21 protein-coding genes are annotated in these 22,421 nt (G+C 75.1%); 13 read left to right on the plus strand and 8 right to left on the minus strand.

Going from position 1 to position 22,421, the window contains the following annotated elements:
• Window positions 1–132 precede the first annotated feature (132 nt).
• Window positions 133–1,038, minus strand: a complete 906-nt coding sequence (locus ACFVU7_RS22210; protein ID WP_388046606.1) for a ketopantoate reductase family protein — start codon at window positions 1,036–1,038, stop codon at window positions 133–135.
• 62 nt (window positions 1,039–1,100) lie between these two features.
• Window positions 1,101–1,280 (minus strand): hypothetical protein, encoded by a 180-nt coding sequence (locus ACFVU7_RS22215; protein ID WP_388046608.1) that lies wholly within the window; start codon window positions 1,278–1,280, stop codon window positions 1,101–1,103.
• Between the two features lie 124 nt (window positions 1,281–1,404).
• Between ACFVU7_RS22215 and ACFVU7_RS22220 the strand changes: the two genes are divergently transcribed.
• The 4 genes from ACFVU7_RS22220 (at window position 1,405) to ACFVU7_RS22235 (ending at window position 6,174) form a co-directional block, all read left to right on the plus strand.
• Window positions 1,405–2,427 carry an ankyrin repeat domain-containing protein gene (locus ACFVU7_RS22220; RefSeq protein ID WP_388046610.1) on the plus strand — a complete coding sequence of 341 codons (1,023 nt, stop codon included), beginning with the start codon at window positions 1,405–1,407 and terminating at the stop codon, window positions 2,425–2,427.
• 97 nt (window positions 2,428–2,524) lie between these two features.
• Entirely contained in the window at window positions 2,525–3,289 is a 765-nt protein-coding gene (locus tag ACFVU7_RS22225) for an ABC transporter ATP-binding protein (RefSeq protein ID WP_049658819.1), read from the plus strand.
• A 5-nt stretch (window positions 3,290–3,294) separates the two neighbouring features.
• Window positions 3,295–4,686 (plus strand): FtsX-like permease family protein, encoded by a 1,392-nt coding sequence (locus ACFVU7_RS22230; protein WP_380780752.1) that lies wholly within the window; start codon window positions 3,295–3,297, stop codon window positions 4,684–4,686.
• A gap of 213 nt (window positions 4,687–4,899) precedes the next feature.
• Window positions 4,900–6,174: a sensor histidine kinase gene (locus ACFVU7_RS22235; RefSeq protein ID WP_074004809.1), complete on the plus strand. Its 1,275-nt coding sequence runs from the start codon at window positions 4,900–4,902 to the stop codon at window positions 6,172–6,174.
• Window positions 6,175–6,225: 51 nt separating this feature from the next.
• On the opposite strand, the gene ACFVU7_RS22240 is transcribed toward ACFVU7_RS22235, so the two are convergent.
• Complete coding sequence (locus tag ACFVU7_RS22240) at window positions 6,226–6,894, minus strand: response regulator (RefSeq protein ID WP_388046612.1); 669 nt, start codon at window positions 6,892–6,894, stop codon at window positions 6,226–6,228.
• Between the two features lie 224 nt (window positions 6,895–7,118).
• Between ACFVU7_RS22240 and ACFVU7_RS22245 the strand changes: the two genes are divergently transcribed.
• Complete coding sequence (locus tag ACFVU7_RS22245; RefSeq protein WP_049654197.1) at window positions 7,119–7,547, plus strand: MarR family winged helix-turn-helix transcriptional regulator; 429 nt, start codon at window positions 7,119–7,121, stop codon at window positions 7,545–7,547.
• Window positions 7,548–7,639: 92 nt separating this feature from the next.
• Window positions 7,640–8,992 carry an MFS transporter gene (locus tag ACFVU7_RS22250; RefSeq protein ID WP_388046658.1) on the plus strand — a complete coding sequence of 451 codons (1,353 nt, stop codon included), beginning with the start codon at window positions 7,640–7,642 and terminating at the stop codon, window positions 8,990–8,992.
• A gap of 361 nt (window positions 8,993–9,353) precedes the next feature.
• On the opposite strand, the gene ACFVU7_RS22255 is transcribed toward ACFVU7_RS22250, so the two are convergent.
• Together ACFVU7_RS22255 and ACFVU7_RS22260 are read right to left on the minus strand one after the other, a co-directional pair.
• Window positions 9,354–9,884, minus strand: a complete 531-nt coding sequence (locus ACFVU7_RS22255; protein WP_198959461.1) for a DUF5959 family protein — start codon at window positions 9,882–9,884, stop codon at window positions 9,354–9,356.
• Between the two features lie 256 nt (window positions 9,885–10,140).
• Complete coding sequence (locus ACFVU7_RS22260) at window positions 10,141–11,136, minus strand: ScbA/BarX family gamma-butyrolactone biosynthesis protein (RefSeq protein WP_079272588.1); 996 nt, start codon at window positions 11,134–11,136, stop codon at window positions 10,141–10,143.
• 461 nt (window positions 11,137–11,597) lie between these two features.
• Between ACFVU7_RS22260 and ACFVU7_RS22265 the strand changes: the two genes are divergently transcribed.
• Entirely contained in the window at window positions 11,598–12,311 is a 714-nt protein-coding gene (locus tag ACFVU7_RS22265; protein ID WP_380778010.1) for a ScbR family autoregulator-binding transcription factor, read from the plus strand.
• Between the two features lie 292 nt (window positions 12,312–12,603).
• Window positions 12,604–13,458, plus strand: coding sequence for an AfsR/SARP family transcriptional regulator (locus tag ACFVU7_RS22270; protein WP_082345890.1), 855 nt, complete (start codon window positions 12,604–12,606; stop codon window positions 13,456–13,458).
• Window positions 13,459–13,573: 115 nt separating this feature from the next.
• On the opposite strand, the gene ACFVU7_RS22275 is transcribed toward ACFVU7_RS22270, so the two are convergent.
• The gene (locus tag ACFVU7_RS22275) at window positions 13,574–14,068 is read right to left on the minus strand and encodes an SgcJ/EcaC family oxidoreductase (protein ID WP_388046613.1); all 495 of its coding nucleotides are present in this window, start codon (window positions 14,066–14,068) and stop codon (window positions 13,574–13,576) included.
• A 34-nt stretch (window positions 14,069–14,102) separates the two neighbouring features.
• The gene (locus tag ACFVU7_RS22280) at window positions 14,103–14,822 is read right to left on the minus strand and encodes a TioE family transcriptional regulator (RefSeq protein ID WP_388046615.1); all 720 of its coding nucleotides are present in this window, start codon (window positions 14,820–14,822) and stop codon (window positions 14,103–14,105) included.
• A 146-nt stretch (window positions 14,823–14,968) separates the two neighbouring features.
• Between ACFVU7_RS22280 and ACFVU7_RS22285 the strand changes: the two genes are divergently transcribed.
• Window positions 14,969–16,123, plus strand: coding sequence for an erythromycin esterase family protein (locus ACFVU7_RS22285; RefSeq protein ID WP_388046617.1), 1,155 nt, complete (start codon window positions 14,969–14,971; stop codon window positions 16,121–16,123).
• On the opposite strand, the gene ACFVU7_RS22290 is transcribed toward ACFVU7_RS22285, so the two are convergent.
• Entirely contained in the window at window positions 16,036–17,157 is a 1,122-nt protein-coding gene (locus ACFVU7_RS22290; protein WP_388046618.1) for a LysR family transcriptional regulator, read from the minus strand. The two genes, ACFVU7_RS22285 and ACFVU7_RS22290, sit on opposite strands and share 88 nt — an antisense overlap.
• A 71-nt stretch (window positions 17,158–17,228) precedes the next feature.
• On the opposite strand from ACFVU7_RS22290, the gene ACFVU7_RS22295 reads away from it, so the two are divergent.
• The 4 genes from ACFVU7_RS22295 to ACFVU7_RS22310 all read left to right on the plus strand — a co-directional run bounded on the left by ACFVU7_RS22295 (window position 17,229) and on the right by ACFVU7_RS22310 (window position 22,361).
• Window positions 17,229–17,894 carry a maleylpyruvate isomerase family mycothiol-dependent enzyme gene (locus ACFVU7_RS22295; protein ID WP_388046620.1) on the plus strand — a complete coding sequence of 222 codons (666 nt, stop codon included), beginning with the start codon at window positions 17,229–17,231 and terminating at the stop codon, window positions 17,892–17,894.
• A 141-nt stretch (window positions 17,895–18,035) separates the two neighbouring features.
• Entirely contained in the window at window positions 18,036–19,160 is a 1,125-nt protein-coding gene (locus tag ACFVU7_RS22300) for a PP2C family protein-serine/threonine phosphatase (protein ID WP_388046622.1), read from the plus strand.
• A 411-nt stretch (window positions 19,161–19,571) separates the two neighbouring features.
• On the plus strand, window positions 19,572–20,897 hold the full coding sequence (locus tag ACFVU7_RS22305; protein ID WP_380778027.1) for an MFS transporter: 1,326 nt from the start codon (window positions 19,572–19,574) through the stop codon (window positions 20,895–20,897).
• 126 nt (window positions 20,898–21,023) lie between these two features.
• Window positions 21,024–22,361: a non-ribosomal peptide synthetase gene (locus tag ACFVU7_RS22310; protein WP_388046624.1), complete on the plus strand. Its 1,338-nt coding sequence runs from the start codon at window positions 21,024–21,026 to the stop codon at window positions 22,359–22,361.
• Window positions 22,362–22,421: the final 60 nt, after the last annotated feature.

Consider the following 22,421-nt stretch of genomic DNA (forward strand, 5'->3'; position numbering starts at 1 on the left):
CCGGTATGAGGGGGCCCCGGGTTGTTACCTTTTTGGCGCCCGGGGGTTGGTCTGTCCCGTCCTTTTTTGGGGGCGACGCCCCGGGCCCGCCCCCCGGGGGGCCCGCCGGGGGGGCCCACGCCCGGGCAGGCGCTACCGGTTGGCGGATTCGGTCAGGTCGTGCACCAGGCGGGCGATGGTCGGCACCGCCACCGCGTGCGCGTCGGCCGCCCGCAGCACGGCGCCGCCGATGGCGTCCAACTCGGTCGGCCGTCCGGCCTCCACGTCGCGCTGCATCGAGGACCTCATCGTCCCGGGGATGCGGTCGAAGGAGGCGAGCAGCGTCTGCGCGTCCGCCGGCGCGCCGACCGCCCGGGTGACGGCGGTGATCTCGTCCAGCACGGCGACGAGTTCGGCCCGGTGCTCGGTGCGTACGGTGCCGATCCCGCTCGCGTGGCGGGTGGTCAGCAGGGCGAACGGGGCGAGGAAGGAGAGCTTGCTCCACAGCATCGCCGTCTCGTCCTCGCGCAGTGCGACGTCCAGACCGGTGTGCCGCAGCTGCTCGGCGAACTCGGCCACGGGGGAGTCGGGTTCGGCGTCCGCGCCCAGCTCGATGGCGGCGAACGGGCTGGTGTGCTCGATCCGCCCGGGCGCCGTCCGGGCGGCCTCGACCCGGATCGTGCCGGCCACCACCCGTGCGGCCGGGTAGCGCTCGCGCAGCACGGCCATGTGGTCCAGACCGTTGAGCAGCGGCACCACGATCCCGGTGCCGAGCACCTCCGCGGGCAACCGGTCCAGCGCGGCGGCCAGCGCCGTCTCCTTGACCGTCACGAAGACGGCGTCGACCGGCTCGCGCAGCTCGGTCGCCGCCTCCACCCGGGCGGTGAACTCGCCGAACTCGGCGCTGCGGACCCGCAGTCCGTCCCGCGCGATCGCGGCCGCGGTCGCCTCGCCGGCCAGGCAGACGACCCGGTGGCCGTCGCGGGCGAGCAGCCCGCCGATCAGTCCGCCGACGCCTCCGGGGCCGAGGACGGCGACGGTCAGGGGGGTGGTGGTCATGGTGACTCCTGTGGGTGGGTGGGTGGCGTGGTGAGGGATGGGGAAGCGGGGGCCGGGTGCGGTTACGGCGAGCGGCGGGATGCGCCCGCCCGGCTGGAGGAGCAGGCCGTCGCCCGGGAGCAGCCGCGGACGAAGGTGCCGCGCACCCCGCCGGGCAGCAGCCCGCCGTGCGGGGCCGGCAGCCCGCACACCTCCGCCTCGGTGGGGCCGAAGCGCGGCTCGGGCAGCAGGTCGATGGTCACCGGATCATGATTCCCCGTCGGGCGGGCCCGGCGGGAGGCGGGGGCGTAAAAGGGGAGGGCGTGCCCGGCTCCGGCGGGCTTAGGGTGCGCCGGTGGAGGCTGTGCGGCGAGGGGGAGTCGGCGGATGACGACGGACGGGCGGCTGGTGGCGGCGGTGCGGGCGCGGGATGTCGACGGCGTGTGGGAGGCACTCGCCGCGGGCGCGGATCCGAACGCCCGCGATGCGGACGGGCCGCCCCTGCTGTGGGTGGCCGTGAACGGGTTCGACCACGAGGTCGCCGGTGTCCTGGTCGACCACGGTGCCGATCCGGACCGTCCGCTGCCCGACGGGACGACCCCGCTGCTGCGCGCGGTGGACCTCGGTTCGTCGGCGCTGGTCGGGGCGGTGCTGGGGAAGGACCCGGCGCTGCGGTTGCCCGCCGACGCCCGTGAGCACCTGCTCGCCCTGGCCAGGGCCTGGCACGAGACGGGGACGGAGGAGGAACTGCGGCGACGGACCGGGGCCGTGGGGCCGGCGGAGTGGGTGTGGGTGACCGAGCAGTACGCGGACGTCGAGCAGGTCTCCCTCGGCGGGCTGACCGTGCGCGCCGGGCACGGGGCCGTGCTGACCGGGCTGGAGTGGCGGTTCCGCGTCCTCACCCCGGTCGACGAGTTGGTGGCCAGGGCCGTTCGGCACCGGGAGCCGGGGCACGTCGGGCAGCAGGCCGTCCGGTTCGTGCTCGGGGAACGCCGAAGTCGGGAGACCTGGTCGGCCTTGACGGCCCACCACCGGCATCCCGACCCCGCGCACCGCCGCTTCGTCGCGGCCTTCCTGTGCGACGCCCCGCTCCTGCGGATGGGGCACGCGGTCGAGTACGAGGCGGAGGAGACGGAGCTGCTCGTCGCCTGGGCGTCGGCCGAGCAGGACGGCGGGGTGCTCGCCGAGGTCCTCCGAGCCCTGGGCGGTCGTGAGTGCCCGGAGGAGGAGGCCGTCGGGGTGCGGCGCGCCGCCGCGTCCGTCCTGGCCCCGTCCGCCGACCGGACGCCCGAGGTCGCCGACGCCCTGGCGGCACTGCTGGACGTGGACGACCGGCTGGTGCGCCTGGAGGCGACCTACGGCCTCGCCCTCCGGGCCTGGGAGGCCCGCAACCCGCCCGAGGGGACGTAGCACCACCTGCGGGGTTCGGTTTTCCGAACCCCGGATTCGGGTGCCAGCACAATCGATCTCCCGGCCCCGGACGCCCACGATGGAGGGCATGAACGGGATGACGACAGCCGCCGCCACGGCGGCGCACGACGGGGTGACGGACGCGGCCCTGAGCGCGGTGGGGCTGCACCGGCGGTACGGGCGGGGCACGGCGGCCGTACAGGCGCTGCGCGGGGTCTCGGTGGCCTTCGCGCCGGGGACGTTCACGGCGGTGATGGGGCCGTCGGGCTCCGGCAAGACCACCCTGCTGCACTGCCTGGCCGGGATGGACCGTCCGACCGGGGGCACCGTGCGGTGGGGCCGCACGGAGGTGTCCGGGCTGCCCGAGCGGCGGCTGGCGGAGCTGCGCCGCACCCGGGTGGGGTTCGTGTTCCAGGCCTTCAACCTGATGCCGGCGATGACGGTCGGGCAGAACGTCGAGCTGCCCGGCCGGCTCGCCGGGCGGCCGCCGGAGCGGGCCGCGGTGCGGGAGGCGCTGGCCCGGGTCGGGCTGGCCGGGCGGGAGCGGCACCGGCCCGGGCAGCTGTCGGGCGGTCAGCAGCAGCGGGTGGCGATAGCCAGGGCGCTGGTCTCCCGGCCGGAGGTGCTGTTCGCCGACGAGCCGACCGGCGCGCTGGACCGGGCCACCGGGCAGGAGGTCCTCGGTCTGCTGCGCTCGGGTGTCGACACCGACGGCCGGACCTGCGTGATGGTCACCCACGACCCGGTCGCCGCCGGGTACGCGGACCGGGTGCTGCTGCTGGCCGACGGCCTGCTGGTGGACGAGCTGACCGCGCCGACGGCCGCGCAGGTCGCCGAGCGGCTGAGCCGGTTGGGCGGGTGAGCACGATGAGCAGTCCCGTACTGAGCCTCTCGGCGGGGCAGATCCGCCGCCGCCCGGCCTCCTTCGCCGGGCTGGGGACGGCGCTGTTCCTGGCGGTGGCGGCGGTGACGCTGTTCGGGTCGCTGGTCGCCGCACAGGTCACGGCGCCGGCCGCGGTGGCGCGCACGGCGGTGTCCGGGCCCGGCCTGGTGCTGATCGCCGGGGCCTTCGGCGAGATCGCCGTCCTGGTCGCGCTGTTCGTCGTGGTCAACGCCCTCGGCTTCACCCTGCGCCAGCAGCACCGCGACCTGGCGCTGCTGCGCACCGTCGCGGCGACACCCCGTCAGGTCCGGCGGGTGGTGCGCGCGCAGGTGGTGGCGACCACCCTGCTGGTGTCCGGGCCGGGCGGCCTGGTGGGCTTCCTCGCCGCCCGGGCCTTCCTCGCCGCACTCCAGCGGCGCGGCATGGCCGCACCCGGGCTGCGCATACCCGGGGCGCCGGTGCCGGCGCTGATCGGGCTCGCGGTGGCGCTGCTGGTGGGCTTGGCGGCCAGTGCCGTGGCGGCCCGCCGGATCACCCGGCCCGCCCCGGCCGCCGCACTGACCGAGGGCGCGGGCGGGCCACGGCGGACGCCCGTGCCGCGGGTGCTCGCCGGGCTGGCGGTGCTCGCGGGTGGTGGGCTGCTGCTGCGACTGGCGGCGAGCCGGCCGGCCGGAGAGCTGGACAAGGCGGGGCAGGCCGCGCTGCTCGGCTCGCTGGTGCTGCTGGTCGCGGTCGGACTACTGGGGCCGGTGGCGGCGCGGGTCCTGGCGGCGGTGCTCGGCGCCCCGGCGCGGGTGCTCGCGCCCCGGGCGGGCTGGCTGGCGGACGCCAACCTGCGCGGCTACGCGGCCCGGCTCTCCTCGGCGGTGGTGCCGGTCGCGCTGCTCGTCGGGCTCTCCGGCACCCTGCTGGTCCTGACCGGCACCGCCGAGCACGTCGTCCGGGCGACGGGCGCCGCGACCAGCGTCACCAAGCAGAGCGACATCTGGCTGCGCGAGGCGGAGCTCGGGATGCTGGTCTGCTTCGCGGCGGTCTCCACGGTCAACACCCTGGTGGCGCTGACCGCCGACCGGCGCCGCGAGTTCGCGCTGCTGCGCCTGGTCGGGGCGACGCGGCGGCAGCTGCTGTGGATGCTCGGCGTGGAGGCGGTCCTGACCACGGCGATCGGTGTGCTGCTGGGTGCGGCGGTGGCGGCCGCGGCCTCGGGGGCGTTCAGCCTGGCGGTGACGGGCTCGGTGGTGCCGGTGGTGCCGGGCGCGGCGTGCGCCTGGGTGGTGCTGGGGGCGGTGGTGCTCACGGTGCCGGGGATCGTGGGCACGGGGCTGTGGGCGGTCGGCGGTTCGGCGGTGGAGACGACGGGCGGGGAGCGGGGGTGAGGCGGAGGAGGCGGCGGCCGGCGTCCACGGCGGGTGGGCGCGGGGTCGGTGCCATGGCTGTCCGAGGGGCCGTGCGGACGGAAGGGCAGGTGGATGCGGTGGTCCGGGCGGGTCCTGGTGGATGCTGGGGGCCGGTCGGCGGCTGAATGCCGGTCGGTGAGTGCTGGTCAGTGATTGTCGGTGGGTGTCGGTGGGCGAGTGGTGAGGTGGACGGTGGCTGAGCGGCGGCGGTACCGGTCGGTGCGCGGTGGTGAACTGGCCTTCGCGGTGCTCGGGTTGCCGCTCGGGGTGCTCGGCGGGGTGTACGCCGTCGCCGTCCTCTACGCGGGGGCCTTGCTCTCGCTCACCGTGCTGGGCCTGCCGTTCGTGGCGGCCGCGCTGCTCGGGGCGAGGAGGCTCGGCGGGTTGCACCGGTGGCTGGTCGGGCGGCTGCTCGGGGAGGAGGTGCCCGCACCGCGGCCACTGGCGCGCCCGGCCGGAGTGATAGCGCGCGGCCGGGTGGTGCTGACCGATCCGGTGGCCTGGCGGGCGCTGCTCTACCTCTTCCTCCGGCTGCCGCTGGGCGTGCTCGGCTTCCTGGCCGTGGTCGGGCTCCCGCTCGGAAGCGTCTGGCTGGTGGGCTTCCCGCTCTGGGTGCGGATGATGGAGCCGGGCCCGAGGTCGATCGGCCTGCTGGACCTGGGCGCGATCCCGATCGGCCTCGCGGTGCTGGTCGCCGTACCCGCCGCGGTGCAGGCGCTCGGAGGGGCGAACCGCACGCTGGCCCGTACCCTGCTCGGGCCGGTGCGCTCGGACCAGCGGGTGCGTCAGCTGGAGAAGGCCCGGTCCATCCTGCTGGCCGAGGGCACCGACCGACTGCGGCACCTGGAACGCGACCTGCACGACGGCACCCAGGCGCAGCTGGTCGCGCTCGCCATCACGCTGTCGCTGGCCGACGACGTGCTGGGGGCGGGCGCGCCGCCGGTGGGCCTTCCGCCGGTGGGCCTTCCGGCCGAGGGTGGCTCGGACGGGCTCGACCTCGGGCGGCTGCGGACCCTGGTGGACCGGGCCCGTGGGCAGGCCGAGGACACCATCACCGGTCTGCGCCGGCTGACCAGGGGCATCCACCCGGTGGCGCTGGAGGGCGGGTTGGCCGAGGCGCTGCCGGGGCTGACCGCCACCTCGCCGGTGCCGGTCGACGTCCGGCTGGACCTTCGGGAGCGTCCGGAGGAGGCGATCGAGCGGGCCGTCTACTTCTGTGCGGCCGAACTGCTGACCAACGTGGCCAAGCACAGTGGCGCGCGGTCGGTGGAGCTGAGCGTGAGCGCCGCCGAGGGGAGGGTCCGGCTGACCGTGCGCGACGACGGGCACGGCGGCGCCGTGATCGGTGCGGGTAGCGGGCTCACCGGCCTGGCCGAGCGGCTCGCGGTGCTGGACGGGACGCTGCGGGTGGACAGCCCGCCCGGCGGGCCGACGGCGGTCAGCGCCGAACTGCCCGGCCGGCTCTGACGGGCGGCCACGGCCCGGGCGGTCGGGGTCGCCGTCCCGGGAGGTGCTACCTCAGGAGGCGCCGCTCTCCGCGAGGTAGGCGAGCACGGCCTTGACCCGCCGGTTGTCGGCCTCGGTCGCGGGCAGGTCGAACTTGCCGAACACGGCGGCCACGTGCTTCTCCACCGCCCGCTCCGAGACCACCAGCAGCGTGGCGATCGAACGGTTGGAGTGCCCCTGCGCCATCAGCTCCAGCACCTCCCGCTCGCGCGGGGTGAGCGTGTCCACCCGGCTGCGCCGCCCGCCGTGCAGCAGACCGTTGACGATCTCCGGGTCGAGGGCCGTGCCGCCTGCGGCGACCCGGTGCAGCGCGTCGACGAACTCGGAGGTGCGGGCCACCCGCTCCTTGAGGAGGTAGCCGATGCCGGAGGCGCCGTCGGCCAGCAGCCGGGCCGCCCAGGCGGTCTCGACGTGCTGGGAGAAGACCAGGATGCCCACCTCGGGCAGGGTGGCCCGGATCTCCACGGCTGCTCGGATGCCCTCGTCGGTGTGGGTGGGCGGCATCCGGATGTCCACCACGGCCACGTCGGGCCGGTGCCCGGTGACGGCGGCGATCAGCTCGGGTGCCGTCCCGGCGGTGGCGACCACCGCGCACCCCCGGGCGGTGAGGAGTTCGACCATGCCGTCCCGGAGGATCACCGAGTCCTCGGCGAGGACGACGCGGAGCTGCTTGTCGATCATGCCGTCATTATCCGGGCCCGCCGCCGGGCCGGGGCACGGGTGGTGGAGGGACCGGTCCGCCCTCAGGAAATCTTCAGTTCAGACTGGACAGTCCAGACTGATGAAATTACCGTGGAACCGTGACCGAGAAGCGAACCGCCAGTACCGACCCCGCCGACCCCGCCGACCCCGCCGGGCCCGCCGGGCCCGCCGACCCCGCCGGGCCCGCCGGGTCCGCCGAAACCGTGGTTCCCGACAGCGCGGCGCTGGCCGCCCGTGAACTGCGCGCCGTCTTCAGCCGGCTGCGCCGCACCCTCCGGGAGGCGAGCGGCACCAGCGACCTGACGCCCTCCCAGACCGCCGTGCTCAGCCGGCTGATCAACGACGGTCCGGCCTCCGCCAGTGCGCTGGCCGCCGCCGAGCGGGTCCGTCCGCAGTCGATGGCCGCCACCCTCGCCGCGCTGGAACAGCACGGACTGGTCGGGCGCCGTCCCGACCCCGAGGACGGCCGCCGTCAGGTGGTCAGCCTCACCGAGGTCGGCCTGGCCCGGGTCGCGGACAGCCGCCAGGCCCGTGAGGAGTGGCTGACCCGGGCCATGGCGGAGCACTACACCGAGGCCGAGCGTGCCACCGTGCTGGAGGCGCTGGCCCTGATAGACCGGCTGAACCGGTGACGACCGGCCCGGCCGCCCTGCTCGCCCGACTCCGGCCGCGTCGTCGGCAGCCCGCCCCGGACGACGGGTTCAACCGCCGGCTGATCGCGCCGATGGTGCTCGGCTCGGTGCTCAACCCGATCAACTCGTCGATGATCGCGGTGGCCCTGGTGCCCGTCGGCGCCGCCTTCGGCGCGCCGCCCGCCGAGACCGCCTGGCTGGTCACCGGGCTCTACCTGGCCACCGCCATCGGCCAGCCGGTGATCGGGCGGCTGGTGGACACCCACGGCCCGCGCCGGCTCTACCTCGCCGGGACGGCCCTGGTCGGCCTCGCCGGACTGCTCGGTGCGCTCGCCCCGTCGCTCGGAATGCTGATCACCGCCCGGGTGCTGCTCGGACTGGGGACCTCCGCGGCCTACCCCGCCGCGATGCACCTGACCCGCAGCGAGGCCGAGCGGACCGGGCGGTCCAGCCCCACCGGGGTGCTGACGGTACTGGCCGTCGCCAACCAGACCGTCGCGGTGGTCGGCCCCACCCTCGGCGGTCTGCTGATCGGCGCGGGCGGCTGGCGGACGGTCTTCGCCGTCAACGTCCCGCTGTCACTGGCCTGCCTGGCACTCGGTGCGGCCCGGCTACCCGTCACCGCCCGCCGCCCGGACCCTGCCGACGGCGGGGAGCGCCCCGGGCGTCCGGAACGCCTCGACCACCTCGGGATCGCGCTGTTCGCGGTCCTCCTGCTCGCCCTGATGCTGTTCCTGATGAAGCCCGACGCCGCTCGCTGGCACCTGCCGGTGCTCGCCCTCCTGGCAGCCGTCGCCTTCGTCCTCCGCGAGCGGCGGGCCCGCGCCCCCTTCATCGACCTGCGGGCGCTCGGCGGCAACCGCCCGCTGATCGCCACCTACCTGCGCCAGGTGCTCGGCTACACCGCCATCTACGCCTTCCTCTACGGCTACACCCAGTGGCTGGAGGAGGGGCGCGGCCTGTCCGCCGCCACCGCCGGACTCGTGCTGCTGCCGCTCTCGCTGACCGCGCTCGCGGCCGCCGGGGCCAGCGGCCGCAGTCCGGGCGTCCGCGGCAAACTGCTGGTCGGCTCCGCCTGCCAGATCGCGGCCTGCGCCGCCCTGCTGCTGGTCCACGCGAACAGCCCGGGCGCCCTGCTGATCGGAGTCGGCGTGCTGGCGGGTGTCTCACAGGGGCTGATCGGGCTCGGCACCCAGACCGCCCTCTACCACCAGGCGGACCCCGCCGCCATCGCCTCGGCGGCCGGGCTGCTGCGCACCTTCATGTACCTCGGCGCCATGGCGGCCTCCGCCGCGAACGCCGCCTTCTTCCCGCACGGTGCCACCACGGCCGGGCTGCACCACCTCGCGCTGTTCATGCTCGGCGGCGCGGCCCTGCTCTTCCTCCTCACCGTGCCCGACCGTTCGCTGGGGCGACTGGGAACACCTCCGCGGCAGCGGAAGTGACGGCCGATCCGTTCGCCTGGACGTACTGACCGCGACGGCGGGTGACGGGGTTCAGTGAGGGCCTTTCCGGCTCGCTGCGGACTGCGACACCCCGCACCGGCACCCGGAAGGCCCTCACGCCACACCGTGACCACCGCCGACCTTCACCGGACGCTGCCGCCTTGCCGACCTCCCACACCCGGACCGCGCCGCCGGCCACCCGGTGCGGCGCTACGAACGCGCCACACCGGGTGAGACGGTCGGGTTGCACCAGCTCGCGCTGTTCATGGTCGGCGGTGCGGCCCGGTCTTCCTTCTCGCTGTTCCCGACTGATCGCCCGTGCGGCTTGGAACGCTGGCGCAGTAGTAGGGGTGACGATCGATCAACTCTCGTCGGGCAGGTTTCCGCGCCAGGCGTGGATGCCCGGGGAGAGTTCGACCACCTCGGCGGGGTAGGCGCTGCGGACGAGGCGGAGCAGGGTGCGTTGCTCGGCCAGCCAGTTCGGTGCGGGGGAGAGTACGACCCGGAGGGTGACGCCGGATTCCTCCGCGTCGGAGACGGTCACCCAGAGGCCGCCGGGTCGGCCGGGTTCGATGCGTAGCTCCGGTCCGTGTTCCTCGTCCAGCCAGCGGACCGCGGAGCCGCGGCCGAGTCGGTCCAGAGCGGTTTCCCACTGCCTGAGGTGGCGGTCGGTCACCAGGGTGACGAACTGCCCGCGTACCGAGTCCGCGGTGACGGTGATCTCGCAGTCCAGCCAGTCGTGTCCGAGCAGCGAGCCCGGCGCGTGCCGTCCGAGGACGCGTACGCGGACGTTCCGGCCGCCGGTCCGTCCGTCGCAGCCGGGGGCGTCGTCGGTGCCGGGGCGGTCGGCGAGTCTTATCAACTCGTTCTGCTGCGAAGGGACTTCACTCACGGCGGACTCCTGTTGGCAGCGGGATCCAGGGGGTGACATCCTCGCGCAGGTGTTCGCCCCGGTGCCAGTCCGGGAGCGGGGCGTTCCGGCCGGGGCCGGCCCGTGGTGGGCCCCCGGGAATCGGCTGGTGCCCGTGGCCGCAGCCCCCGCGGGCGTCGTCGGCACGCGGACGGCCCGCCGGACCGGGAGGGTCGGGCGGGCCGTTCGGGTGCTGCGAAGGGGTACTCCGGAGGTCGGTGCGGCGGCGGTCGTCGGGTCAGCGGTGGTCCGGGTGGCCGGTGAGCACGGTGGTGAAGATCGGTTCGCCGTGCTGGTGGCCGGTCACGGTGGTGGTGAGGGCGTCCGGGTCCCCGCCGGGGGTGTGCTGGGCGGTGATCGTGGTGGGCGCGTCGTGCTCGGCGTACCGGTGGAAGGTGGTGGCCGCGGCGGTCGGTGTGACGGTGGCCGGGCTGCTCAGCGCGTTGGCCGCCTGCCGGGCCGCCTCCAGCAGCACCATGCCCGGGATGTGGTCGTTGGCGTGGTCGAAGAGGATCGGGTGCCAGAAGTCGGGGGTGAGGTGCCAGGTGCCGGGGGCGTCCGCCGGGGCCAGCAGGACGTCGCACGGGCGGAGCCGGCCGACCCGGGCCGGCGGGAGCGGCTCGGCGGTCACGGTCGGCGCCGCCGGGAGCTCGGCGGAGTGGCGGCCCCGGCGCAGCCGCTGGTAGGTGGAGTCCGGAACGGTGGTGAAGCGGGCGTAGCCGGTGGCGGCCAGCTGGGCGCCCCGTCGGACGACGGTCTCCAGCGTGAAGTCGACGGTGGTGCCGGAGCGGCGCGGCTGGGCGAGGAGCTGGACCTCCAGGGTGAGGTCGGTCGGCGCCGCACCGATCAGCAACTGCCGCGACCGGGTGGTGTAGTCGAGGTTCCACATCATGAACTTGTGGTCGAGCGGTACGCCGAACCGGGTGTGGGCGAGGTAGAGCCCGGCTTGGCGGATCGTTTCAGCAGCTTGGATCGGGTCGTGCCGGGTGCCGTCCGGGGTGCTGAAGAAGGTGTGCGCCCGCGGCCACTGCGCGGTGACGGCGAAGGTGGTGTCCGTGAGCTGTTCGCTGCCGGTGAGGAAGACCTCGGCGTGGCAGGCCCGGTGGACGTACTCCTTGGCGACGGTGCTGGTCAGGCGAGGCGCCGGGGCTGCTGCGGCCGGGCCGGGGATCGTTCCGGAGTCCGTGCCGGTGGTGAGGACGGATGCGGGCGTACGGAAGGCAAGCAGAGTCATGGGGAGCGCTCCGAAAGGCCGTGACGGGCGGGGTGGGCTGCTCAGGGCTCGTAAGATACGTACCTACCGGTTTGGTTTTCAAGGAGCCAGAACAAAGGTTCGTCGGCGGCCGAGCGTGGTCGGACGGGCACGGTGGGTGGGTGTCGATCACTGCCCGGAGATCGGCTCCGACGGGTGAACCTCGTTGACCTGTGGGGATGTCGATGCATGGGCTTGACAGGTTCATGGCCATTATGTGGTCGTTCGTTGCCATCCCGGCCACAAGTGAGAGCTTGTGTTCCGATTAAGGGGGCTGGCGGTGAGATGTCGGCCATCTGTTCGTCTCATACCGTCTACGCGGTTTTAGTCCGCTCGAGAACGGCCCTATGTGACCTGGGACGCAGGGATCCCCGCCGACCTCGGCGGGTAAGATACGGGGTGTTTGGTTTTGTTTGCCGAGCGTTTCGGGTGGGGTGGTTGCGGTGGTGCGACAGGAACGGGCGGTCCGGACGCGTCGGCTGATCCTGGAGGCGGCGGCGTCGGTCTTCGACGAGTACGGGTACGAGGGGGCGACGATCGGTGCGGTCGTGGCTCGCGCCGGAGTGACCCGGGGCGCGGTGTACTTCCACTTCGCCTCCAAGCGGGAGCTCGCCCAAGGGGTCGTCGAGGAGCAGTTCGGCCGGGACGAGATTCCCGAACGGCACTGCAAGCTCCAGGAGTTCGTGGACCTCGGGATGGTGGTCGCCCATCTCATGCCGCGCGACCCGGTGTTGAGCGCCGGCGCGCGGCTCTCCCTCGGCCAGGACGTGTTCGGCGACTTCAGTGGCGGCGCGGCGCCCGGCTGGATCCAGCGGGCCGAGACCGTGCTGGAGACGGCCGCCCGGCGCGGCGAACTGCTGCCCCAGGTGGTGCCCGCCGAGACGGCGTGGCTGGTCACCGGGGCCTGGACGGGCGTGCAGATACAGTCCCAGAAGATGTCCGGCCGGTCGGACCTGGAGCGCCGGGTCGCCTCGCTGTACCAGCATGTGATGCCCAGCATCGCGGTGCCCGGGGTGCTGGCCACGCTCGACCTCGCGGCGGACCGGGGCGGCCGGGTGGTCGCGGAGCTGGCGGCGGCCCGGGCGGCCGAGGCGGAGGCCGGGGCGGCCGCGGGCGAGGCGGCCGGGACGGGTGCGGGCGGGGCCGGTCCGGCCTGATTCGGGGTGATCCGGGCGGGCTCCGGGCGGGTCCGAGTGGTCCGCGGGGGTCTCGGGCGAAGCCGTTCGAGGCCGGACCGGCGGTCCGGTGTCCTACTCCCACGGGCTTGCTCCGCCCAGAAACAAACAGCGCGTTCGGTTTTGTATTGACAAACCGTCTGTCCTGTTTTTGGATAGGTATCGGGTGCTCGACCGACCTTCCAGCGGACCTGCGCGGACGGTGAGCAGCGGAGCGCCCGCCCGACCGGCGGCCGTCGGGGCCGCCGATCCGTCTGGATGTGGGGTGGTCGTCGTGGAGATCCGCGTGCTGGGGGTCTTGGGGGTCCGACTGTGCGGGGTTTCGGTGGTGCCCTCGGCGCCGAAGCCTCGACAGGTGCTCGCCCTGTTGGCGTTACGGGCCGACCAGGTTGTCCCGGCGAGCGTCCTCGCCGAGGAACTGTGGTCCGGCCGTCCGCCGCGCAGCGCCCGCACCACCGTGCAGACCTATGTGCTCCAACTGCGCGACCTCATCGACCGGGCGCTCGCCCAGGGGGACGGCGGCCCGGGGGCCTCCTGCGCGAAGGACGTCCTGGTCACCTCGGCCGGCGGCTACATGCTGAACAGCGGTGGCGGGCTGGTCGACCTCCAGGAGTTCGACCGCCTCGCCGGGCACGGCTACCGCGCCATGGACGGCGGCGACTTCCCGCTCGCCGCCCGCCAGTTGGGCGAGGCGCTCGCGCTGTGGCGCGGCCCGGCCTTCGCGGACGTCCCGGTCGGCGGCCAACTCGCCGTCGAGGTCAGGCGGTTGGAGGAGACCCGGCTCTGCGCGCTGGATCAGCGGATCGAGGCCGACCTGCGCCTCGGCCGGCACCGCGTACTGCTCGCCGAACTCACCGTCCTGGTCGACCGCTACCGCACCCACGAGAGCCTGCACGGCCAGTACATGATCGCGCTGCACCGCTCCGGCCGCCGGGGCGAGGCGCTGGAGGCCTACCAGCGCCTGCGGAACACCCTGGTACGGGAGTTGGGCATGGAACCGTCCGCGGCACTGCGGCGACTCCAGCGCTCCATCCTGCTCGCCAGCCCGGAACGCCCGGACCAGGAGCAGCCGGGCGTGCTCGCCGAGGGAGCCGTCGCCCGGACCGCCCGCCTCACCCGGGTCGGCTGAGCCCGGCCAGCGACGTCGCCGCCCGACCGCTCCCGACCACACCGGGCGGCGACGGGCAGTGACGGGCGGCGCGGGGTGGCGGTGGAACCGGTGGCCGGCCGGCGGGCGGCGTCGGTCAGTCGGTGAGCACGCCGGTGTTCTGGCAGGCGTGCAGCAGCCACCGCCCGTCGTCCTGCCTGGTCATGACGTACAGCGGTGCACCCTCCGAGCCGCCGTCCGCGTCGCCGTTCGCCGAGTGGTAGACCTGGCGGACCTTGACGGCGGCCACGTCGGGGCGGAGGAACTGGATGTGCACCGGCTCGTACGTGACCCGGCCGTCCCAGGTCGCGGCGGGCAGGACGGCTCGGGTGAACTCGGCGATCGCGTCCAGGCCGAGGAGGACCTTGCCGTGCGCGGTGGTCCAGAGCGCCTCGGGGTGGAAGAGGGCGAGGAAGGCGTCCGGGTCCTTGGCGCGTTGGGCGCGCTCGACGGCGGCCACGACCTGCTCGATGGCCGCGATGTCCGCGAGCTTGGTGTCGGAGGGAGCCGCGTCGGAGGGACCGGCGTCGGAGGGGGCGCTGCCGGAAAGGGCGGTGTCGGCGGGCGCGGGCGTTGCGGATTCGGTGTTCATGAGGATCACCCTGGGACCTCAAGTTCCCTTGAGGTCAAGCCCGTCGGGGCACCTCGGGGCGCAGCGCCAGGTAGGTGTCGAGGCGAGCTGAGGCGGTGAGCATCGCGAGCCCCCGGGTGGTGAGGCGCTGTTGCCAGCCGTCGAGGGCGGCGGCCAGTTCACCGGTGCCGCCCGCCGTGCGGATCTGCCGCAGCACGGTGGCGACGCGGTCCAGCAGGTAGCCGCCCCGGCGGAGCAGGTGGGCGAGTTCGGCGTCGCGGACGTCGGCCGGGAGGTAGCGGCGGTGGCCGGTGGCGCGGTCCCGGGCGGGGGTCAGGACGCCGGCGGCCTCCCAGGCCCGCAGGGTCGCGGGGGTGACACCGAGCCGGTGCGCGACCTCGCCGACGGAGCGGGGGCCGGGCAGTGCGGGAAGGGCGGGGCCGGGCGTGGCGCCGTCGGTCAGGTGGCCGACGGCCGCGCGGACGGCGGCGAGGGTCTCCCGGTCGCGCAGTAACTGGGCGTGGCCCCGGTCGAGTTCGGTGAGGGCGTCGCCGAGCCGGTCGGCGTGGACGGCGGTCATGACCGAGCCGGCGGTCGCGTGCCCGTACGCCGGGACGAGGGCGAGGTAGGCGCGCAGGGCGGCCGCGTGCGGCTCGGTGTAGATCCGGTACCCGGTGGGTGTGCGGTCGGCGGGCGGGAGGTAGCCGTCGCGCTCGTAGTTGCGGATGGCCTGGGTCGAGATGCCGTGCTCGCGAGCGAGGTCGGCGGGTCGCATGGTCGTCTCCGTTCGGGGGCGGGCGGGCGTTCGGAGTCGGCCGATGGTTCAGGGCCGTTTGAGGCTTTCGGCCACAGTTGGGCAATGCCTGGGCGGTGGTGGAAGGAAAAGTTTCAACCGTTCTTTCAAGGATACGCTTGAGGTTCATGAACCAGGACATCAACGATTTCGTCCCCCCGGCGTGCGAGCTTCTGGGCCTCGGTGAGCCGACGCACCAGGAGCCGGCGTTCGGGTGGGTCCGCAACGAGCTGTTCGCCCGGCTGGTCGACCGGGGTTTCCGGTCGATCGCCCTGGAGACCGACCGGGTGGCCGCGTTCGCCGTGGACGCCTACGTCCGGGAGGGTGTCGGCACCCTCGACTCGGTGCTGGAGGAGGGCTTCACCCACGGCTTCGGGGAGCTCGAGCCCAATCGCCGACTCGTCGCCTGGATACGGGAGTTCAACCGGGACCGGGCGTCCGGTGCGCAGCTGTCCTTCCATGGCTTCGACATCCCGACCGAGAACACCAGCGCCCCCAGCCCGCGCCGCTACCTCGAACACGCCCGCGACTACCTGGGGCTCGACCTCGACCTCGCCGGGGTGGCGGGCGAGGACGAGCGCTGGAGCCGCACGGAGGCGGTGACGGATCCGGCCCGGTCGCCGGGTGACAGTGCCGAGGCCGCGCGGCTGCGCTGCCTCGCCGACGACCTCCTCCTCCAACTCTACATGCGGGCACCGGCATTGATCGCCAAGACCTCGTCCGCCGAGTGGTACGCGGCCCGCACCCGGCTGACCGCCGGGATCGGACTGCTGCGCTACCACGCGCAGTCGGCGGTCCGGGGCCTCGACCGGAGCGCCCGGATCAGCGCCCTGTCCGGCGTGCGGGACGCGCTGATGGCGCAGAACCTCCTCGACATCCGCGCGATCGAGGCCGGGCGCGGACCGACCCTGGTCTTCTCCCACAACCTGCACCTGCGGCGGAACCCGAGCGCCTGGTCGTCGGGCGAGCTGGACTGCCGCTGGATCGGCGCGGGCCACATCGTGGGCACGCTGCTGGGCGAGCGGTACGCCTTCGTCGCCGGGAGCCTGGGGCGCAGCGAGGCGATCGGGCTGGCCGAGCCGGCGCCGGGGACGTACGAGGCCCACCTGCGGGGGCGGGGCGCGGCCTGGGAGTTGACGGACACGGCGCTGCCGGCCGGGGTCCGGACGCGCACCGACACCGTCCCGCGGCAGGGCTACTTCCCGCTCGACCGGGAGGTGCTCGACGGCGCGGCCGCGCTGCTGCACATCGTCGACGGCGCGGCGGTACCGGCCGGAGCCTGAACGGGGGCCGGAGCCTGAGCGGCGGCCGGCCCCGGGTAGGCCCGCCGCAGGTGGGCCACCAGGGCGGCGGTCGGCGGTGAGGCGGGCTGCCCGGTCGGCCAGGTGAGCGCGATCCGGACCCGGGGGACGGGTCCGGTGAGCGGGCGCACCCGCACCCCGGGCAGCGGGCCCGGGTCCGGCAGGACGGCGACGCCCAGCCCGTGTGCGGCGAGTTCGGCCAGTTGCGGTGGCGCGGCCGCCTCGACGCCGACCGCCGGATCGACACCGGCCTCGGCCAGGGCGCACTCCAGCGCGGTGCGCAGACCGGTGCCGCGCGGGGTACTGACCAGGGCGTGCCCGGCCAGCTCGGCGACCGGGAGCGCGCTCCGGTCGGCACCGGGGACACCGGGGGCGGCGCCCGAGCCAGAGCCCGGACTATCGGCGGAACCCGGGCCCGTACCCGCCGCGAGCGGGTGCTCCGACGCGCAGGCCGCGACCAGCGGGACCTCCAGCACGGTGTGCAGCGCGAGCCCGGTCAGCGCCGACCAGCCGTCGTCGCCCTCCCGCCCGCTCGCCGGGGCGGGCAGGCCGACGACGGCGAGGTCCAGCCGACCGTCGCGCAGGGCGTCGAGCATCCGCGCGGTGGTGTCCTCGGTGAGCGAGAAGTCGATGCCGGGGTGCTCCTGGCGGAACGCCGCGAGCGTGGTGGCGAGTCCAGGGAAGGTCCCCAGCTCGGCCGGCGGGGTCAGGGCCGCCCCGGCGACCATGCCCAGGCGCACGTGCCCGCGCCGCAGCCCGCCGAACTCCTGGGCCGTGCGGCGGGCCGCGGCCGCGGCGGCCAGCGCCGCCCGGGCGTGCGGCAGTACCGCCTCGCCGACCGGGGTGAGCCGCACGGTGCGTCCCGAGCGGTCGAACAGCGGGTGGCCCAGCTCCCGTTCCAGCTGCCGGATCTGGGAGCTCACCCCGGGCTGGCTCAGGTGCAGCAGCTGCGCGGCCCGGGTGAAGCTGCCGTGCTGGGCGACGGTGACGAAGTACTGGAGCTGCCGCAGTTCCATAACTCCTGATCATAGGTGCCAGAACTTCCCGGTCTTGGACGGGCGTACGGTTCCGGCCGCAGGCTGGACGCATGGAAACCGTGCCGCAGGACCAGGACGCCGGGCAGATCCGGTGGATCCGCGCGCAGATCGCGGCCGAGCGCCGCGAACTCGCCGCCGTGTTCGCCGCCTTCACCTGGGAGCAGTGGAACTCGCCCTCGCTGTGCGCGGGTTGGCGGGTCCGTGAGGTGGCCGCGCACCTGAGCACCGGATTCCGGCACTCGACGGCGCGCACGCTCCTCGAACTCGCCCGCTCCGGCGGCAACGTCCACCGGATGGCCGGCCGGATCGCCCGCCGTGACGCCGCCGCCCTGAGCGAGCGCGAACTCGTCGCCGCCATGGCCGACCACGCCGACCACCCCTGGCGCCCGCCGGTCGGCGGCCGGATCGCGGCGCTCGCCCACGACGCCGTCCACGGTCTCGACATCACCGTGGCGCTCGGGCTGCCGGCCCGGCTGCCGGTGGCGCGTACGACGGCCCTGCTGGCCGGTGTCTCACCCCGCACCCTGCGGTTCTTCGGGGCGCGGGTGGACGGGGTCCGGCTGGAGGCGACGGACGCGGAGTGGTCCTACGGGCACGGTCGGCTCACCGTGGAGGGGCGGGCGGAGCACCTGCTGCTGGTGGCGTACGGGCGCCGGGTGCCGGAGGGGCTGCTGGCCGGGTCCGGCGCGGGACGGTTCACGGCGGGCGGTGCGTAGCGGGCGCGTGAGCGGTGCCCCACCGACGGGAGGTGTTTCTCGGCCACCGGCGAGGGCGGCCGTCATGCGGGCCTCCGGGGCCCGTGGCTACGATCGGAAGGAGCACTTCCGGATGGTGGCGAGACGGAAGCCAGGTCGCCGATGGCCCCGAGGTCCGTGCAGTGGCCGCCGTACGTGCGGGTCGCGCCGTGGTTGCTGACCGTCGGCGGGCTGGTGTGGAACGCGCTGGACCCGACCGACTACTGGGGCGATCCGATGCTGGCGGCGGCCGCCGTGCTGGCGGGGGCGCTGCTGGTGCTGGGGGACACCGTCGCGGTGGGGGCGGCCAACGCGCTGGGCATCCTGGTGCTGTCGGCCCGGGACGGGTCGCTCGGGACCCGGGCCGGCTTCCTGGAGCTGGGGAACACGGTGTTCGCGGCGCTGCTCGGGATCGCGGTGAACCGGGTGGTGGCCCGGCACGGGCGGCGGTTGGAGCGGGTGCGTTCGGTGGCCGAGGCGGCGCAGCGGGCGGTGCTGCCGGAGCCGCCCGCGCGGGTGGGGCGGCTGTCGGTCGCGGCCTGTTACCGGGCCGCCCAGGACGAGGCGCTGATCGGCGGGGACGCGTACGCGCTGCAGGTCACCCCGTACGGCGTGCGCGGGCTGATCGCCGATGTGCGGGGCAAGGGGCTGCACGCGGTCGGGGCCGTGTCGGTGCTGTTGGGTGCCTTCCGGGAGGGTTCGCACCGGCTGCCGGACCTGGTCGCGCTCGCGGACGCCCTGGAGGAATCGCTGCTGCGGGAGAGCGAGCGGATGAGCGAGGAGCTGCGCTTGGAGGGGTTCATCACCGCGCTGCTGGTGGAGTTCCCGCCGGGGGAGGAGAGCGTGCGCACGCTCGACTGCGGGCACCCCGGCCCGTACCTGCTGGGCCCGTACCCGCCGGGCGGGGCCGCGCCCCGGGTGCGCCGGCTGGACGCGGCGGACCCGGGGCTGCCGCTGGGGATGGGCGGGCTGGGCGTGGCGCGTCCGCTGCCGGAGGGGCGGCCGTTCCCGGCCGGGTGCACGCTGCTGCTGGTGACCGACGGGGTCACCGAGGCCCGGGACGCGGCGGGGGAGTTCTACGACCCGGTGCTCGGCCTGGCCCCGCTGGGGCCGTTCACCGGGCCGGGGGAGGTGCTGGACGCGCTGGTGGCGGACGTCGAGCGGTGGACGGGAGGGCCCCGGGACGACGACATGGCGGTGCTGGCGATCACCCGCCGTGCGGAGCCGGGGGCGGACAGTCGGCGCTGAGGGTCGAGGGCGGCGGCCGGTGGACCGGTTCGCGCCGGGGGCGGCTCGTATCCGCCCTGTGATCCCCTTCTACGGCTCGCTTCGGTCACGCCGGTATCACGATGAGGTGACGGTAGGGCTGCACTCCATGGAATCCGGCCAAGTTGAGCGCCTCCGTCCGGTGGCCGGAAAGGTCCCGTCCGAATAGCGGACGTCGAAATGGACCGGCGGGCCCCGGGGTGATCAAGGTGCCCGTCGGGCCGCGCCGCCTTGGCCGAGGGGCGCCGTCGGCGGCGCGGCCGCGCGGGACGCGTCCATAAGGAGCGCGCAAGGGTCCGACGGGCGAGTGGCGGGATTCGGCCGACCTGCGGTCCGTCCGGAAACGGACCCGGTGCTTGCCCGGTGTCGAAGGGGTGACCGAGAGTCGCACCAATGAACGAGAAGCCCAGCTCCCGCCAGGCCCGTCTGCTCGGCCACCGCGATTTCCGGCTCCTGCTGACCGGAGCCGCGGCGGCCCAGACGGGCACTCAGGTCACCCTGGTGGCCCTTCCCTTGGTGGCGGTGATGGTGCTCGACGCCACGCCGTTCGAAGTCGGCCTGCTGACCGCCGCCGAGACCGCCGCCTTCCTGCTCATCGGCCTCCCTGCGGGCGCCTGGCTGGACCGGATGCGCAAGCTGCCGGTGCTGATCAGGGCCGACGTGGTGCGCTGCCTGGCCGTGGGGTCGATCCCGCCGGCCGCCGCGCTCGGCGTGCTGACCATGCCGCAGCTCTACCTGGTGGCGCTGGTCACCGGGGTGGCGACGGTGTTCTTCGACGTCGCCCACCAGTCCTTCCTGCCCGCCGTCCTGCCGCGCGAGCAACTGGTCGGCGGCAACGGAGCGTTGGAGACGGTCCGCTCCTCGGCGCAGATCGCCGGGCCGGGCCTCGGCGGCGGGCTGGTCCAGCTGCTCGGGGCGCCGCTCGCCATCGTGGCCGACGCCTGCGGCTACCTCGTCTCCGCGCTGCTGCTCGGCCGGATCAAGGTCGAGGAGCAGCGACCGGAACCCGAGCCGGGGCGCTCGCTGCGCGCCGAGGTCGGGGAGGGCGTCCGGTTCGTGCTCGGCCACCCGCTGCTGCGGGCGATCGCGACCGCCACCGCCACGTCCAACCTGTTCTCCGCCGTGCTGACCGCCGTGCAGACGGTGTTCTGGGTACGGGTGCTCGACCTGTCGCCGGGCGCCATCGGCGTGCTGCTGTCGGTCTCCGCCCTCGGCGGACTGGCCGGCGCGCTGTGCGCCGGGCAGCTCGCCCGGTGGATCGGGCAGGCCCGGCTGATCTGGCTCTCCACGCTGGTGACGGCACCGTTCGCGATGCTGTGGCCGCTGTCCGGCGGCGGCGCGGGCGTGGTGCTGTTCGGCCTGGCCTCCGGGGTGGTGCTGTTCGGCGCGGTCGCCTACAACGTCGCCCAGGTCAGCTTCCGGCAGAGCCTCTGCCCGCCGGAGCTGCTCGGCCGGATGAACGCCACCATGCGCTTCCTGGTGTGGGGCACCCTGCCGATCGGCGCCCTGGTCGGCGGCGTGGTCGCCGACGCGGCCGGGCCGCGCGCCGCGCTCTGGGTCTGCGCCGTCGGCTTCCTGCTGGTGCCGCTGCCGCTGCTGCTCTCCCCGCTGCGGCGGATGCGCGAGCTGCCGGACCCGGACCGTACGGCGGGGCCGGGCGCGGGCGAGGGCGCGGACGTCAGCGAGGAGGAGAGCGCCGTGAGCCCGGGGGTGTCCTGACCCGCCTGCCCGTCTGTCTGCCCGCCTGCCCGTCTGCCCGTAGCAACCGGACCTGAGCAACGCCCCGATCGATCACCTCGACCGATCCCCGACCCGAGCCGCGACCGGAAACCGGAGACCGTTCCCGTGCACGCCAGCATCACCGCCGCCTACCTCGCCCGGTACCGCTCCGCCGCCGCCGAATCCCCGGTGGAGCTGCTCCCGCTGACCGGCGCCCAGCGACGGTTCCTGATCACCCGCCGGCTCACGCCGCAGAGCCGCAGCGACATCGTCCCGCTGATGTTCGCCTACCCGCGCGGCACCCTCGACCTGGAGCGGCTGGCCCGCGCCGCCACCGCGGTGGCCGCCCACCACCCGGCGCTGTGCGGAGGCTTCGCCACCGTGCGCGGCACACCCGTGCTGCGCGCCGGCGGCCCCTCCGCCGAGGCCGCCCGGATCCCCGTCGCCCCCGGCGGCACCGCCCGCGCCGCGCTGCGCGAGGCCCTGCTGGACTGGCCCGCCGACGGGCCCGCGCTGCGCCTGCTGGTGGCCGCGGACCCGGACGGGGAGCCGTCCGCGGACCCGTCCGGGGCCGAGGAACTGCTCGTCGTCGCACTGGACCACGCCGCCTGCGACGAGCAGTCGCTCGGGGTGCTCACCGCCGAGCTCAGCGCCGCGTACGAGCAGGACGAGCCGCCCGCGGTCGGGCCCACCCCCCAGGCGCTGGCCGACTACCGGCAGGCCGTCGAGCTGCAGTTGGACGCCGAGGACGCCGCCGGCGGCCCCGCCGCCCAGGCCTACTGGGGCCGCCGGCTGGGCGGCCTGACCGGGGCGGGCGGCAGCGCGGCCACGTCCACCGGCATGCTCACCGAGCGGCTGCCCGCAGCCGAGGGCGCCGCCCGCGGCGCCGTCTTCCCGGCCCTGCTGGACGCGGTCGGCTCGGCCCTGCACCGGCTGCACCGGACGGAGGGGCCCTCCCGGCCGGAGACCGGGGGAGGGGCGCTCGCGCTCGGCTACCCGTGGGGCGGACGGCCGGCGGGCGCTCCCGCCGCGCTCGGCTGCTTCCTCAACACCCTGGTGCACCCGGCGACTCCGGGGCCGGTCGCGGACCTGGACGCGCTCGGGGACGCCTGGTGGGACGACCTGGACCAGGCCGGCACCCCCTTCGACGAGGTGGTCCGCGCCGCCCGCACCGCCGGGGCCCCGTGGTCGGGCGCCCTGGACGGCCTGCTCACCCTGGACGACCTGCACCGCCGCCCACCGCTGGTGCTCGGCGGCACCCCCGGCCGGGAGACCCCCCTGGACGGGCGCCCGCTCGCCGCGCCGATGGCCGTCTCCGCCTCGCACGGCGACGACCTGCTGGTCCGGCTGGCCTGGGACCGCGACCGCTTCCCCGAGGCCGACGCCCACGCGGCCTTCGACGACCTGCTCGCCGTGCTGCGGCACCACCTGCCCGCCCGGCCGAGCCCGGCACCGCAGGCCTGAACCCGCCTGCCCCGCAGGCCCGACACCGCACGTCCGAGACCGTACTTCCGAGACCGTACT

The sequence above is a fragment of the Kitasatospora sp. NPDC058046 genome (assembly GCF_042885595.1).
In the GTDB taxonomy this organism is placed as follows: Bacteria; Actinomycetota; Actinomycetes; order Streptomycetales; family Streptomycetaceae; genus Kitasatospora.